This is a genomic window from Brevibacillus sp. NRRL NRS-603 (assembly GCF_003013445.1).
Classification (GTDB): Bacteria; Bacillota; Bacilli; order Brevibacillales; family Brevibacillaceae; genus Brevibacillus; species Brevibacillus formosus.
In genome coordinates this window covers 1-15,329 of the sequence record NZ_PXZN01000029.1, presented here as the reverse complement: position 1 = coordinate 15,329, position 15,329 = coordinate 1, and the positions used below count along the sequence as shown (strand labels likewise).

14 protein-coding genes are annotated in these 15,329 nt (G+C 46.5%); all 14 read left to right on the top strand.

Annotation, left to right across the window (positions count from 1 at the left end; genetic code table 11):
* The 14 genes from C7R94_RS21115 (at nt 1) to C7R94_RS21045 (ending at nt 15,054) form a co-directional block, all read left to right on the top strand.
* The gene (locus C7R94_RS21115) at nt 1–1,347 is read left to right on the top strand and encodes a dihydrolipoamide acetyltransferase family protein (RefSeq protein WP_106784382.1); all 1,347 of its coding nucleotides are present in this window, start codon (nt 1–3) and stop codon (nt 1,345–1,347) included.
* Between the two features lie 243 nt (nt 1,348–1,590).
* Nucleotides 1,591–3,726, top strand: a complete 2,136-nt coding sequence (locus C7R94_RS21110; RefSeq protein WP_106784379.1) for a copper amine oxidase N-terminal domain-containing protein — start codon at nt 1,591–1,593, stop codon at nt 3,724–3,726.
* 332 nt (nt 3,727–4,058) lie between these two features.
* Nucleotides 4,059–4,475, top strand: coding sequence for a methylmalonyl-CoA epimerase (gene mce, locus C7R94_RS21105; protein WP_106784377.1), 417 nt, complete (start codon nt 4,059–4,061; stop codon nt 4,473–4,475).
* A 91-nt stretch (nt 4,476–4,566) separates the two neighbouring features.
* Entirely contained in the window at nt 4,567–5,688 is a 1,122-nt protein-coding gene (locus C7R94_RS21100) for a M20/M25/M40 family metallo-hydrolase (protein ID WP_047068888.1), read from the top strand.
* A 147-nt stretch (nt 5,689–5,835) separates the two neighbouring features.
* On the top strand, nt 5,836–7,035 hold the full coding sequence (locus tag C7R94_RS21095; RefSeq protein ID WP_106784374.1) for a DUF3866 family protein: 1,200 nt from the start codon (nt 5,836–5,838) through the stop codon (nt 7,033–7,035).
* Nucleotides 7,036–7,195: 160 nt separating this feature from the next.
* Nucleotides 7,196–7,753: an NUDIX domain-containing protein gene (locus C7R94_RS21085; protein ID WP_106784461.1), complete on the top strand. Its 558-nt coding sequence runs from the start codon at nt 7,196–7,198 to the stop codon at nt 7,751–7,753.
* 4 nt (nt 7,754–7,757) lie between these two features.
* Complete coding sequence (locus C7R94_RS21080) at nt 7,758–8,930, top strand: endonuclease Q family protein (RefSeq protein WP_106784372.1); 1,173 nt, start codon at nt 7,758–7,760, stop codon at nt 8,928–8,930.
* A gap of 67 nt (nt 8,931–8,997) precedes the next feature.
* Nucleotides 8,998–9,624, top strand: a complete 627-nt coding sequence (spoIIM, locus tag C7R94_RS21075; protein WP_016739960.1) for a stage II sporulation protein M — start codon at nt 8,998–9,000, stop codon at nt 9,622–9,624.
* A gap of 94 nt (nt 9,625–9,718) precedes the next feature.
* Complete coding sequence (gene fur / locus C7R94_RS21070; protein ID WP_007720739.1) at nt 9,719–10,183, top strand: ferric iron uptake transcriptional regulator; 465 nt, start codon at nt 9,719–9,721, stop codon at nt 10,181–10,183.
* A gap of 156 nt (nt 10,184–10,339) precedes the next feature.
* Complete coding sequence (locus C7R94_RS21065) at nt 10,340–10,579, top strand: YqzK family protein (protein WP_047068892.1); 240 nt, start codon at nt 10,340–10,342, stop codon at nt 10,577–10,579.
* Nucleotides 10,580–10,672: 93 nt separating this feature from the next.
* Entirely contained in the window at nt 10,673–11,560 is an 888-nt protein-coding gene (gene xerD / locus C7R94_RS21060) for a site-specific tyrosine recombinase XerD (RefSeq protein WP_106784369.1), read from the top strand.
* Between the two features lie 119 nt (nt 11,561–11,679).
* On the top strand, nt 11,680–12,852 hold the full coding sequence (gene deoB / locus C7R94_RS21055; protein WP_106784366.1) for a phosphopentomutase: 1,173 nt from the start codon (nt 11,680–11,682) through the stop codon (nt 12,850–12,852).
* A gap of 60 nt (nt 12,853–12,912) precedes the next feature.
* Complete coding sequence (locus tag C7R94_RS21050; RefSeq protein WP_047068895.1) at nt 12,913–13,722, top strand: purine-nucleoside phosphorylase; 810 nt, start codon at nt 12,913–12,915, stop codon at nt 13,720–13,722.
* A gap of 24 nt (nt 13,723–13,746) precedes the next feature.
* Nucleotides 13,747–15,054, top strand: coding sequence for a pyrimidine-nucleoside phosphorylase (locus C7R94_RS21045; protein WP_106784363.1), 1,308 nt, complete (start codon nt 13,747–13,749; stop codon nt 15,052–15,054).
* Nucleotides 15,055–15,329: the final 275 nt, after the last annotated feature.

Below are 15,329 nucleotides of genomic sequence, written 5' to 3'. Positions count from 1 at the left end.
ATGGCAACGAAAGTACTAATGCCCCAGCTCGGAGAGAGCGTGACCGAGGGCACTATTAGCAAATGGTTGGTCAATGTAGGCGACACGGTCAAGAAATACGACTCGCTGGCTGAAGTGACGACGGATAAAGTAAACGCAGAGGTTCCTTCTACCGTTTCAGGACGTGTTACTGAGATCGTCGTGCCAGAAGGTGAGACGGTTGCTGTCGGTACATTGATCCTATATATAGAAGAGAGTGGTGCGGAAGGTGCAACGAATACTGCACCTGCTAGCACGACGGAAACCACGGCTCCACTAGCGCCTGCAACCGAGCAGCCAAAGGCAGCGACGCCAGCTGTATCCATTCAACAAGCACCAGTCGGCGATGGGCCAAAACAACGCTATTCACCCGCGGTTGTCATGCTCTCACAGCAACATGGCATTGATTTGTCCCGTGTTGCAGGGACTGGAGCAGGTGGTCGGATTACCCGCAAAGATGTCCAAGCGATTATCGACGCGGGCGGTCAAAAGCCAGCTGAGACCGTGAAAGAAACAGTCGCGCAGGCTCCTGTGGCAGCAGTCGAACAAACTACTGTCGTTTCAACGCCTGCGCCGGCAGCACCAGCCCCAGCTTCGACTCCTGCTGTTTCCGTAGATATTCCGGTTGCAAGCGGTGATCAAGTTGTACCTGTAACGTCTATTCGTCGTACGATTGCAAACCGAATGGTACAGAGCAAGCATGAAGCTCCACATGCTTGGACGATGGTCGAAGTAGATGTGACCAATCTCGTTAACTTCCGCAATCAGGCAAAAGGCGAATTTGCGAAAAAAGAAGGGCTCAACCTCACGTTCCTGCCGTTCTTTATCAAAGCGGTGGTAGAAGCGTTGAAAGAGTACCCGATGATCAATTCCACATGGGCACATGACAAAATCATTGTGAAAAAGGACATCAACATCTCCATCGCAGTAGCTACGGAAGATGCTCTCTATGTTCCTGTCATCAAGCATGCTGACCAAAAATCTATTTTGGGCATAGCTAAAGCAGTCGATGATCTGGCAGCACGCACCCGTGCAGGGAAATTGACGATGGATGACATGACGGGCGGAACCTTTACGGTTAACAACACAGGCTCCTTTGGCTCTGTTTTGTCCCAGCCGATTATCAATGCTCCGCAAGCTGCGATTCTTAGTGTCGAGTCCATTGTGAAACGCCCTGTCGTTATTAACGACATGATCGCAGTGCGTTCTATGGTCAATCTGTGCATGTCCTTGGATCATCGCGTGCTGGATGGTCTGATTTGTGGGCGATTCCTGCAAAGTGTGAAACAAAAGCTCGAGAATGTAGGACCGGATACCAAGCTGTATTAGAGTGTCATTGAAGACCAGGTCAAGTAATGACCTGGTTTTTTGATGAAAGAAATGCAAAAAAAATTTTTCCAAATCGATCATTACGTATGTAACTTTTTCAGAGGCATCATCGTCTTACCAATTGAAGCCGGTAAGTCTCTGAAATGATCTAGAAGAGATTCCCACCAGATAGCATTTGTGGTAGACTGATAGCGTCCTGCTAGAGAGATTTTCCAGATCAACGGTAAATATGGGAGGAAAAACATGGAGAAAAGTAAAAAAGCACTACCAATAGTGCTAGCATCAGCGCTGGCCGCTACACCTTTTGTTGCAGTACCGCAAGCATATGCAGTTGAGAAATTGGATGTATCAGCTGACAACGATGGTGCCGGGAAAGAAAGTGAATATGATATTAAATTCACGCTAGAAGAAGACCTGGCGAGCGGAGATACCATCACGGTTGAGTTCGACGATGATTTCGATGTGGATGATAGTATCAGTAAGAAAGATATTTCCGGTATAGATGTTAAAAAGGTAGATGTGGATGACAATGAAGTGACCATCACGGTGGATGAGGATTATGATGAAGGCGATAAAATCTCGTTTACCATTAAAAAGGGAATCACAAACCCGGATGACAAGGGTACATATGATGTAAGTGTAGAAACCGAAAATGAGAGCTCTGACACAGACGAAGTTGAGATCAAAAAAAGTAGCTCCAGCAGCAGTAGCAAGTCCAAAAACGATTACAGCGTAACGCTGAGCAGCAAAGCAGCAGGCGAAAAAGTAAGCCTCAAGCTCGGCAAAATTTCTCTGAAAGGTAGCGATGAGCTGGAGACGAGCTCCACGATTACCGTCACTTTCCCAGAGAAAGGCATGTTGCCTTCAAGCATTGATGAGGACGATGTAAAAGTAAACGGTTATACAGCGAAATCCGTCAGTATTAGCGGTAGCTCGGTAGATATCAAGATTCCGAGTGGAGCAGACTCGGATGATTACATTACGTTGGAATTTGACAAATCTGCTGGCATTGAGAACCCTAGTTCTGGCGACAAATATGTTTTCAAAGTGAAATACGATGGTACGACATATGAGTCAGATGAATTCGAAATTACGAAAAACGGCTCCAGCTCAAGCAGCGCTTCCGACAGCTTCACGGTTAATCTGTCCGATCCAGGGGCAGGAGCTCGTACTAGCTACACGTTTGATGCTGACTTCGGCAGCAAAGAGTTGAAAGAAGATGGAGAACTGATTCTTGAGTTCCCGTCCTCTGATATGGTACCGGGCATTTTGACAGCATCAGACTTTTTACTCAATGGGAAAGCAGCGAAGAAAGCTAGTGCAGTCGGAAACAAAGTGGCATTGGTTGCACCAACCGGCTTCAAAGCGACTAGCAAAGTGAAGGTTGAAGTTACTTTCGGAGCGTGGATTTCGAATCCAAAAACGGCTGGCAGCTACACGTTGAAGGCTACTGTATCCGGAAGAACTCTGGAATCCAAAGCCTTCAGCATCGGTGGCTCTTCGGTGAACCCGACGCCAACTAATCCAACCAACCCGACCAATCCAGTTCCTGTACCAAATACAAATACGAACAACAGCACTGCAACTATCGCGTTAACACAAAATGCACTTGGCAAGCAGACGGGTGTGAACGTGGCAATCAAAGGATTGGGTGTTGGTCTGCAAAAGCAACGCGATTTCATCGAGATCGTATTCCCGGTAGGCTACAAGGTGCCGGCTTACATCGCGCCAGCTAACATCTCTGTGAATGGTGTAGGTGCGAATTTCGTTGCAGTTCGTGGACAAAACGTTCTGATTTATCCGTCTCAGGATATTCCTGCGGCAACAAATGCTAATGTCGTGATCAATCCAGCGGCGAACATCGTAAACCCTGCTGTGAAAAACACATATAGCATCAGCGTATTTACATCCGAAGAAAGAGGTTTGCTGTTTGCTCGTGCTGTTGGTGTAGGGATGCCTTCCCCGGCTCAACCAAAGCCTGCAACGCCAACGCCGCAACAACCGTCGACAGCAATTCCAGCAAACGCGGCTTCCTTTAAAGTAAATACAGCAAGCTTCACCCTGCAAGGCAAAACGTATCCTCTCTCTGTAGCTCCTTACATTGAAGGAAATACGACCATGGTTCCAGCCCAATTCTTTAAAGAAGCAATGGCACTGACTACGCAATGGAACAATACAAGTGTCGCTGTTATCAGTGGAACCAAAGTCGTGAAGTTTACAGTTGGGTCGAAAAAAGCAAAGGTAGGCAATACGGAAATTCAACTGCCAACACCTGTTGTCCTCAAAAACGGTATGCCAATGATTCCAATCCGTACCGTTACGGATAATCTTGGTTACAAAGTCGGCTGGGCTGCTCCAAGCGTATACGTATACAAATAAAAACAAGCTGGGATAAACGAAAAACCCCTTTCCGCTTTTCGGTCGGAAAGGGGTTTTTACTTGTTAATCATCCCTCGTTCATTGAAAGTAAAAAAACGTGGGAACGATGAGTGAGAGTATTAGAATACCGATCAGGATTTTGGCAAAGAGCGATTGATGTCTCATTCTAATCAAACCTCCTTTCAAGGTAAAGAGGAAATTATCAGGTGATTCTGTAAGTGGCTGTGCTAGAATGAAGAAAAGGATATCATTGGCTTTCTTTTTTCGTCCATGCTGAAATTGTACCGAATTGTAGCCAATGAGACAACCCACTTACAAAAGGATGATGATTCATGAGCGCACCGAAAAAAATTGCCCATATTGGCATTGCGGTAAAAAGCTTGGAAAAGACGCTTCCCTTTTATACCGAGCAATTGGGATTGGAGTTGGTTGGAACCGAAATCGTAGAGAGCGAACAAGTACAAGTGGCATTTTTAAAGATCGGGGAAAGCCATATTGAATTACTAGAGCCGTTGAGTGATGAGAGTCCGATAGCAAAGTTTATGGAAAAACGAGGAGAAGGCATCCACCACATTGCTTTTGATGTAGACGATGTTACTGGTCGTTTAGCCACATTAAAAGAGCAAGGTGTACCTCTTATTCACGAGATCCCCAAAGCGGGTGCGCACGATGCGTTGATTGGATTTTTGCATCCGAAAGCAGCGAATGGCGTTTTGTATGAGCTGTGCCAATATCCGAAAGAATCATAGGCGTTTACGTAGTAGAAAAAATTTTTTTGCGGTATACTGGAACTTGTGAATATGTACCAAAATCGGGCAGTACGATCAGGAGGTAACGAGTGTGAGTACGATCAACCAAGAGCGTTTGTTAAATGAATTTTTAGAGCTCGTCCAGATTGACAGTGAAACGAAGAACGAAGCAGAGATCAACAAGGTGCTTAAAGAAAAACTGATTGCGATGGGCTTTACCGTAGAAGAGGATGACGCAGCAGCGAAAACCGGACATGGTGCCAACAATCTGATCGCAACCTTGGAGGGAACTGGAAAAGGTCCAACCATCCTGTTTAGCAGCCATATGGATACGGTTGTACCAGGAAACGGAATCAAGCCTCAAATTCGCGATGGCTACATTTATTCTGACGGAACGACGATCCTCGGTGCCGATGACAAAGCAGGAATCGCGGCGATCTTTGAAGGGATCCGCAGCATGAAAGAGCAAAACCTGCCTCATCCAACGATCCAAGTCGTATTGACTGTAGGAGAAGAGTCCGGACTAGTAGGCTCCCGCGCAATGGATTCCAGCCTGCTGAAAGCAGAAATGGGCTTCATTCTCGATTCGGAAGGTCCAGTTGGAAAAATTACAGTAGCTGGTGCTGGTCAATACCGCATCGTAACTAAAATCCATGGCAAAGCAGCGCATGCAGGTGTGAATCCAGAGGATGGCATCAGTGCTATAACGGTTGCTAGTAAAGCAATTTCCCGTATGCCACTGGGCCGTATCGATGCAGACACAACTGCAAACATCGGTCGCTTTGAAGGTGGTAAAGCGTATAATATCGTAACCGATTATGTAGAAATTTGGTCCGAGGCTCGCAGCTTGGTTATGGACAAGCTGGAAGCTCAAGTGAAGAAAATGACGACAGCATTTGAAGAAGTGGCAGCCGAGATGGGGGCGACTTGCGAAAATGAGGTTATTTTTATGTACCACGGCTACAAATTCAATGAAGAAACGCCTGTTGTACAAAAAGCGATTGCAGCGGTTAAACGTGTAGACCGCAATCCGGAGCTCGTTGCAAGCGGCGGCGGAAGCGACGGTAACGTATTTAACGGTTACAACGTGCCAAGCGTAAACTTTGCCATCGGCTATGAAGAAATCCATACAAAAAACGAGCGCATGCCAATCGCAGAACTGAACAAAGCGGCTGAGCTGGTTCTTGCTGTTATTGCAGAAGTGCAAGAGTAACCAAAAGACAGGTCGGAATCTCCTTGAGAGGGGGTTCCGGCCTTTTTGTTTGTTCGCTTACTTGTTTGGATGATTGAGACAACCACTGTTCATCATAGACTGAATAGAAAGCTCGAGGACGAGGCAGGAAAGAAAGGGGGAAGCTGAGTGCTCCGTTTGGCGGTGGGGACGGTCCAAAAAGTTCTGGAAAAGCAAACAGGGATACAGATACTCGAAGTCCGGACAGAATCGATTGCTGGATACAAGGTGGAGAGAGTGCTGTCTTTTTTACAGGAGGATTATAACAGTGGCGATTTACTTTTGATCAATACAACGGCTGTTCATCTTGAATTGGGGACAGGTGGGTATCACTTTGTAGTAGGAAAGGTTACCCAACCAGAAGAATCCGATGTCCTTCCGAATGAGTGGGGGCATGTCATGAAAATGCGCTATTCGCCATGGCAGCTCGCGGTTGATGCGGTAGAAGAACAGGCTAGCCCATATCACCCCTTGTTTGTACAAGAAGATTTATCCCTGGAAGGTACTCCTGTTTTGATCAGCGAGCTACACAGTCTTCTACCTGTTGCTGTCCTTGCTTTGCATAAAGAAAATCCTAATGCCCGTATCGTATATGTCATGCCAGACGGCGCATCCTTGCCGATTGCCTTGAGTCAGCACGTCCATCAATTAAAAGCAGTCGGGAGCTTGGCTGCGACAGTGACAACAGGACATGCGTGGGGTGGAGATCGTGAGTCATTGACGATTCATAGTGGCTTATTGGCAGCGCGCCATGTAGAGCATGCCGATATTATCATTTGTATGTTGGGACCTGGGGTAGCAGGTACGGGTACATCTTATGGCTTCTCGGGAATTCAGTTAGCTGAGGTCATTCATGCCGTATCTACCCTTGGAGGAACACCCATTTTTATTCCCAGAATCAGCTTTGGGGACACACGTACCAGGCATTACGGTGTCAGTCACCATACCATCTCGATATTAAACAGATTTGCTCTTTGTCCTGTTCTGGTTACAATCCCGATTTTCGGGGATGAAAGAGATGAAGTCCTTTCACGGCAAATGAAAACAATAGAAGTTGCGGGGAAGCATATTTTCATAAAGGGAAAAGTCCCAGACCTGTCAGAACTGGCTTTGCTGGAAAAGGGGTATGGCTTGTCCTTTTCTACAATGGGGCGTAATTGGCAAGAGGACCCTGCACCTTTTCAAACGGCATGGATGGCGGCCGATTTTGTAGGGAAAAGTGTGGGCTACATCATCCAAAGCGTTATCGACGCCCCGCATTCGCCCGCTTCATTAAGTACTCTTGAAGAGTTAGGTCTTTATTTGACCAGGAACGAAGGGAAGCCTTGATCTCCCAAGCTTTCCCGACCATACGCAATTGCTTTTCGCTAACATATGTTTTCATTCATGATCTCCTCCGATACAATAAGGTGGACAAGCTCTATGCTCCCAACTTATGGAGGAAATTGATGATTTAGAACGACTTCATGGAAAAAGGATGATGACGATAGTGGGTAAATATGATCACTTATATGAAAAAACCATTTCCAGTCAACCGATTTACGACGGAAGAATTATTAAGGTGAAGGTAGATGAGGTGCTTCTGCCCAATGGCAACACAGCCAAGCGAGAAATCGTGAATCATCAAGGAGCGGTTGCCGTGTTGCCGATTACAGATGATAACAAAATGGTTGTGGTTCGACAGTTCCGCAAGCCATTGGAGCGTACGATCGTGGAAATCCCAGCAGGAAAACTGGAGCCAGGGGAAGAGCCACTTGCATGTGCAATGCGCGAGTTGGAGGAAGAGACGGGCTACGTTGCAAGTCAGTACACACCGCTCAGCTCTTTTTACACATCGCCAGGCTTCGCGGATGAAATTTTACATGTCTTTGTCGCCACTGGTTTGAAAAAAGGAGAAAGCAAGCCAGACGAGGATGAGTTCGTTGATGTGCTGGAAGTGACACTCGAAGAAGCACATGCCCTGCACCAAAGTGGAGAAATACGGGATGCCAAGACAGTCGTGGCATTGTTTGCGTGGGAAAACCAAATGCTGCGCGAACGTGGGTAGAACCATGCTTCCTTCCTATTTTTGCGACATGCATATTCACATCGGTGGTACGTGGACGGGTAAACCTGTGAAAATAACGGCTTCTCGCCAAATGACACTCACCAAAATTTTGGAGGAAGCCTCAGAGAAAAAAGGGATGGATGTCATCGGGATTATCGATGCACATTCGCCGGAGGTTCAGGATGAGCTGGTAGATCTGTTGGAAAAGGGATTAGCGACTGAAAAGGAGGATGGAGGAATTTCCTACAAAGATACGTTGCTAATCTTGGGGTGCGAAGTAGAAATCAAAGAGCCAGGGCGTGGTGCAGCACATTTTCTCGTTTATTTGCCGAAGCTGGAAGATATGAAGCAATTTACCGCATGGCTGTCTGAACGCTGCAAAAATGTGCAATTAAGCTCTCAGCGTATCTACACATCACTGAAGGAATTGCAAGCCTGTGTCCATCAATTGAAGGGCCTTTTGATCCCGGCACATATTTTTACGCCGCATAAAGGGTTGTACGGGAGCTGTACGGATTCGATGGCCGAAGTGCTTGATCCTTCGTTCATCTATGCGGTTGAGCTGGGATTGAGTGCGAATACCATTATGGCTGACCGTATATCCGAGCTACATGACAAAACCTTTCTCACAAACTCAGATGCCCATTCTCTGGCGAAGATAGGCCGGGAATATCAAGCAATGTATATGCAAGAGCGCTCCTTTGAAGAGTGGGTGAAAGCCATTAAGCGCATCGGTGGAAGAGGGGTTCATGTGAATTACGGTCTACATCCTGAGCTTGGCAAGTATCATCAGACGGCATGCCAAGGTTGCCAGTCTTTGCTCGCGGCGGATGCTTCAGGAAAATGTCCGGAATGCGGCTTCCAACGAATTGTGCGAGGGGTTGCAGCGCGCATTGATCAGCTGGCGGATGTAGAGGTTGGCCAGCATCCGGTATTTCGTCCTCCTTATATCGAGCAAATCCCGTTGGAATTCATCCCGGGAATTGGTCCAAAATTGTTGGACAAGCTGTATCGGTCGTTTGGTACACAAATGAACGTATTGCATCGCGTCAACGAAGAAGAGCTCACCCATGTTGTCGGAGAGAAAATCGCTTCGCTCATCGTACAAGCACGCGAGGGAAAGCTCTCTGTCCAAAAGGGCGGCGCCGGTACTTACGGAAAGATCATCCCGATGTAGGTTGTCATAGGGGAGAACTCGTCCGCATAAGCTGTACAGTAATCAGCCAAGCGGGAGGCGACGAAGCGTGCGTTCACGAGTCGGACAAACTATCCAATCCTATGCGAGAGAGCATCAGTCACTCTACTGGTTCACGATCGTCCTGTTTACGATGGGCATTATTTTCGGAGCCGTCCTCGTCAATTCACTGCCATTGTCACAGAAGCAGGAGCTGTACGGTTTTCTGCAATATTTTTTTAACAGTCTTGGCAGTGATGGAATCCCTGAGACCAGTGCCCATTTTCAGCAGGCATTTGGTCATTATGCCAAAACCATAGCGATCATGTGGGTGCTAGGATTATCCATTATTGGGTTGCCGATGATTTTGTTGATGCTCTTCTTAAAAGGAGTCGTGGTCGGTTTCACCGTCGGTTTTTTGGTGAGTCAGCTCCAATGGCAAGGTGTAACATTTGCCATGGTGGGTGTTCTCCCGCAAAATTTATTAGTCGTTCCTGCCCTTTTTATTGTAGGCGTCAGCGGAATTTCTTTTTCTCTTCGACTCATACGAACTAGAGTGCTGAGCAAAAGAGATGTTATCATGCCGCACTTTATGGGCTATACCGTCCTTGTTCTTAGCATGCTGGCGGTATTGACGATTGCAGCCTTGTTTGAAACCTTCATTTCCCCTAGGCTGATGCAGCTCGTACTTAATTAAGAATAATTCTCAGGTAAGAACTTATGCATTTGACTTATTCGATGCCCCTCTACTATAATAGGAACAGGTTTCATGCGAGCGGGGAGGGGCATTAATGTTGGAAGAAAAATTAGAGAAAATTAAGCAGCAGTTGCATTCACAGAACTACAAGCTGACACCACAGCGTGAAGCCACTGTTCGCGTGTTGTTGGAGAATGAAGAAGATCACTTGAGTGCGGAAGATGTTTACTTGTTGGTGAAGGATAAAGCACCGGAAATCGGGCTTGCTACCGTATACAGGACATTAGAGCTGTTGAGCGAACTGAAGATCCTTCATAAAATGAATTTTGGCGATGGCGTAGCTCGTTACGATCTTCGTGATGATAATGCTGCCTATCACCATCATCACCTCATTTGCCTCAATTGTGGTACGGTGGATGAAATTTTTGAAGATCTGCTTGTCACAGCAGAAGAAAAAGTCAAGAATGTTTACAACTTTTATATTACCGACCACCGATTGACCTTCTACGGGATCTGCAATCGTTGTGTAGATAAAGTGAACGTGGAGGACTTCAAATAAAGTCGACTTCTCTGGGAACGGAGAAGTTTTTCTTTTTTCATTGGGAGCTTTTGTAATGGCAGACCTAATCCTGTGGAATCCTAAGAGAGGATCGATCCGAATGGAGCGAGGGACAAGTGCATATAAATGAAAGAAAGTCTGTAAGGAGGCTCACGGATGAAGGTCTCTTATCGTCGCTTGATGGAGGGTCTTCGTTTCTTGCTTCTTTTCATTACCTGCACCTTGCTCTCCTACGGCATCATTACCTTGCTGGCGGACAAATTTCTCCCGGCAAACCCTTATCATGAACCACATGGGAATGCGGTGAAGGTAGTAAAAGTCATCAACACCTCTCAGGCGCAGGATTTTGACGGATATGTCGCACGTCTACAGCTCTTTTATTTAACGGGAGAGTAATGCAAGTGTGAGTTTTTTTCGAGAGAAGCAGGAGTTTTCTTTTTCTTTGTGGAAAGCAATACACGATACTTATCAGCTGAAGGGGACAGCTTCATGGACAGTCTGATTGATCAGTTTATTCATTTCCTGACTGTGGAGAAAGGGTTATCGAGAAATACCCTGGAATCCTATCAACGGGATATGGTGGCCTTTACCTCGTACTTACAAGAGCAAGGTGTTGCTCGAATAGAGGATTCTACTCGGACGCACATCATTGGGTACTTGCTTGTTTTACGGGAAAAAGGACGTGCTACAGCAACACTTTCTCGCAATATGGCATCGATACGAGCGTTTTATCAGTTTCTCATTCGGGATAAATACATAGATAAGGATCCATCCATTCATCTGGAAACACCGAAGATTGAAAAACGCTTGCCGAAAGTGCTTTCTGTTGAGGAAGTGGAACGTCTTTTGGAAAGTCCTCCTGTCAATCATCCTGCCGGGCTGCGGGACAAGGCGATGCTTGAGCTTTTATATGCGACAGGCATTCGCGTCTCGGAGTTAGTCAATCTGGATAGTGCTGATGTGAATCTGGATATGGGCTTCGTCAAATGCTTGGGAAAAGGCTCAAAAGAGCGAATCATTCCGTTAGGCTCGGTTGCCATTCAAATGGTTCGCCACTATTTGCAAGTAGGGCGTCCCAAGCTGGTAAAAGGAACTGGCGATACTGCATTATTTCTGAATCACTTGGGTAAACAAATTACACGGCAAGGTTTTTGGAAAATTATTAAACGCTATGCCCAAAAATCGAACATCCGTGCTGAGATTACGCCCCATACCCTTCGCCACTCTTTTGCCACTCACTTACTGGAAAATGGAGCCGATTTGCGCTCTGTTCAAGAGATGCTTGGGCATGCTGATATTTCAACCACCCAGATTTACACACATGTGACCAGAACGCGGATTAAGGACATCTATGCCAAGACGCATCCGCGAGCATGAGTATGAAAAAACGATCGACTCCGCCTGATTGTCGGGCGGAGAAAAATTTTCTGAATCAGGTCAGACGTCTGACGACTTGATTATGGAATTCGAATGACTGGTAAACAGGAGGGGTTAAGATGCAGTATTCACGAGTTTTTTTGATCGTCATGGACAGCGTAGGGATTGGCGAACAACCTGATGCGCCTAAGTTCAATGATGCAGGAGCGAACACCTTAGGTCATATCGCGGAACGAGTTGCAGGATTTTCATTGCCTAACTTACAAAAATTAGGCTTGGGAAATATAGCGCCACTCCAAAATGTCGCGCCAGTTGCAACTCCTATGGCCCACTATGGAAAAATGCAGGAAATCTCTATGGGGAAAGATACGACGACGGGTCATTGGGAAATCATGGGTCTGCATGTATCTACTCCGTTTAACACGTATCCAGACGGATTTCCACAAGAATTGATCTCAGAATTTGAGCAACGTATCGGTCGCAAGGTGCTCGGGAACAAAGTCGCTTCGGGGACAGACATTCTCGACGAGATTGGCGAAGAGCATATGAATACAGGGGCAGTGATTGTCTATACATCTGCGGACAGTGTATTCCAGGTGGCAGCCCACGAAGAGGTTGTTCCACTGGAAGAGCTGTATCATATTTGCGAAGTAGCTCGTGAGTTGACGCTTCGTGATGAATTCGCCGTTACTCGTGTCATTGCGCGTCCATTTGTTGGACAGCCCGGCAATTTTAGCCGTACCGCAAATCGTCACGATTATTCCGTGAAGCCATTTGCTCCGACAGTCATGAATCGATTGCAAGATGCTGGCCTTGCTTCTATTGCCATTGGAAAAATCAGCGACATCTACGCAGAAGAGGGCGTTACCCAATCTATCCGTACCAAAGACAACATGGACGGAGTGGATCAGATTCTGGGTACGATGAAACAATCGTTTACGGGCCTTTCCTTTGTCAATCTCGTAGACTTCGATGCGAAGTTCGGTCATCGTCGTGATCCAGAAGGGTATGGTCAGGCATTGATGGAGTTCGATGCTCGTATTCCTGAGCTTTTGGAAGCGCTACAAGAAAATGATTTGCTGGTCATCACAGCAGACCATGGAAACGATCCTGTACATCATGGGAGCGACCATACCAGAGAGTACGTTCCGTTGCTTGTCTATCACAAGGGTATTCAAGCTGGACAGCATTTGGGCATCCGTGAAACATTTGCGGACTTGGGTGCGACCATTGCAGACAATTTTGGGGTAACTGCTCCAGTGATTGGGAAGAGCTTCCTTAATCATTTATAAAGGTTAAGCAAAAATAAATATTTATATAATAGAAGAAACACAAAAAAGGAGAGAGTTAAATTGGCAAATTTCCATGACGCAGTAGCATATATCGAACCGAAATTGACAGAAAAACCAACCATTGGTCTCGTACTCGGATCAGGGCTGGGTGTCTTGGCAGATGAAATCGAAAATCCAGTGATCATTCCTTATCATGAAATCCCTGGCTTTACTGTGTCCACCGTTGTCGGCCACAAAGGACAACTCGTGATTGGTAAGCTGCAAGGCAAGCAAGTCGTTGCGATGCAAGGTCGTTTCCACTTTTATGAGGGACATGGTCTGGATGCGGTTGTTTTCCCAATCCGTGTCATGAAGCTGCTCGGTGTAGAAACCATTATTGTGACCAATGCGGCTGGTGGAATTAATGAAGGCTACAATCCAGGTGACCTCATGCTGATTTCCGATCACATCAACATGACGTTCCGCAATCCATTGATCGGTGCAAACGATGAACAATTGGGAGCACGTTTCCCGGATATGTCTGAGGCTTATTCCAAACAGCTCCGCAAGCTGGCTCATGAAGTTGCGTCCGAGCAAGGAATCCAGCTCCGTGAAGGTGTATATGCAGGTCTGCTAGGTCCTAGCTATGAAACTCCAGCAGAAATCCGTATGTTGCGTTTATTGGGTGGGGATGCTGTAGGGATGTCAACTGTACCAGAAGTAATCGTGGCACGACACATGGGTGTGAAGGTGCTCGGTATTTCGTGCATTAGCAACATGGCAGCAGGTATCCTGGAACAACCTCTGTCCCATGATGAGGTAATGGAAACAACAGAAAAGGTAAAATCGCAATTCCTGGCTCTGGTCAATGGCATCGTAGCCAAAATGTAAGTAACGGATTCGGAGGGATTAGCAATGCGTATGGTCGATATGATCGCCAAAAAACGTGATGGCGGAGAACTGACAACAGAAGAGATTCAATTTCTGGTGACAGGCTATACAGATGGAAGTATTCCTGACTACCAAATGTCCGCTTGGGCAATGGCAGTCTTTTTCCGTGGCATGACTGCGAGAGAGACAGGAGATCTAACCTTGGCAATGGCAGGGTCAGGCGAACAGCTTGACCTGTCTTCCCTGCAAGGAATTAAGGTAGACAAGCACAGTACAGGCGGAGTAGGGGATAAGACTACTCTTGTTGTTGCGCCATTGGTAGCGGCTGCAGGTATTCCTGTGGCAAAAATGTCCGGGAGAGGTCTTGGATACTCAGGAGGCACCATTGACAAGCTGGAGTCCTTCGCAGGTTTTGAAGTAGAGCGCACACGCGAGCAATTTTTGCAGCAGGTGCGTGATATTGGCGTGTCCGTAATCGGGCAGTCTGGTAACCTGACACCTGCCGATAAGAAGCTATATGCTCTGCGTGACGTGACAGCTACTGTAGAGGCTGTGCCGTTGATTGCAAGCTCCATTATGTCCAAGAAGATTGCCGCTGGAGCAGATGCCATCCTGCTTGACGTAAAAGTAGGCAAGGGCGCATTCATGAAAAGTATTGAAGAGGCAGAAACATTAGCAAATGCGATGGTTGCAATCGGCAGCCAAGTAGGGCGTAAAACGGTGGCGGTAATCAGCGATATGAACCAGCCGCTCGGTTTTGCTGTGGGCAATGCGCTGGAAGTGAAAGAAGCGGTGGAGACACTTGCAGGAAGAGGTCCTCGCGATTTGACCGAGCTAGTATTGGCTATTGGCTCCCGCATGCTTGTGATGGGTGGGCTTGTTGCAGATGTGGAAGAAGGACGTAAGAAGCTCGAAGACCTGATGGCTTCCGGAAAAGCAGTAGATAAACTGGCGGAAATGGTAGAGGCTCAAGGCGGCAATAAGCAGGACGTCTATGATTTGTCGCGATTGCCGCAAGCAAAGATCATTCGTACCGTTACAGCTGAACAGGACGGCTTTGTAAGCGCGATTGATGCGGAAGCGATTGGCCATGCGTCTGTTGTCTTGGGTGCCGGCAGATTGACAAAAGAAATGCCAATTGACTTGGCAGTAGGTCTTGTTCTGCACAAAAAACGCGGGGATCAGGTGAAGGCTGGAGAGGTTTTGGTCACCATCCATGCCAACGAAGAGCATCTTCTGCAAAATGCCTTGAAGGAAATGGAAGGAGCCTTCCAGATTTCGACGGCAATCGACGGAGAACAACCGTTGATTTACAAAATTATCGAAGCATAGAATGTCCGGATATTAGTTGATCAATCAAATAAAACAAGGCGTGCACAGCACATGAGCACGCCTTGTTTTATGAGTAAAAATACAGTTTCTCGAAAAAATATTGTTGATTAAATCTAGTTTTTCATATTCAATAGTAAGATGTAAGTCGTTTTTTTATTATATAAAATATATTTTATTTTTCGGATTGACTTTATAAAGTTTTATTATTTTACTTTTCAAATTTCGTTTACACCGCTATCATTTCAGATTACTTTTATTGTATTAGACTGTTTGTA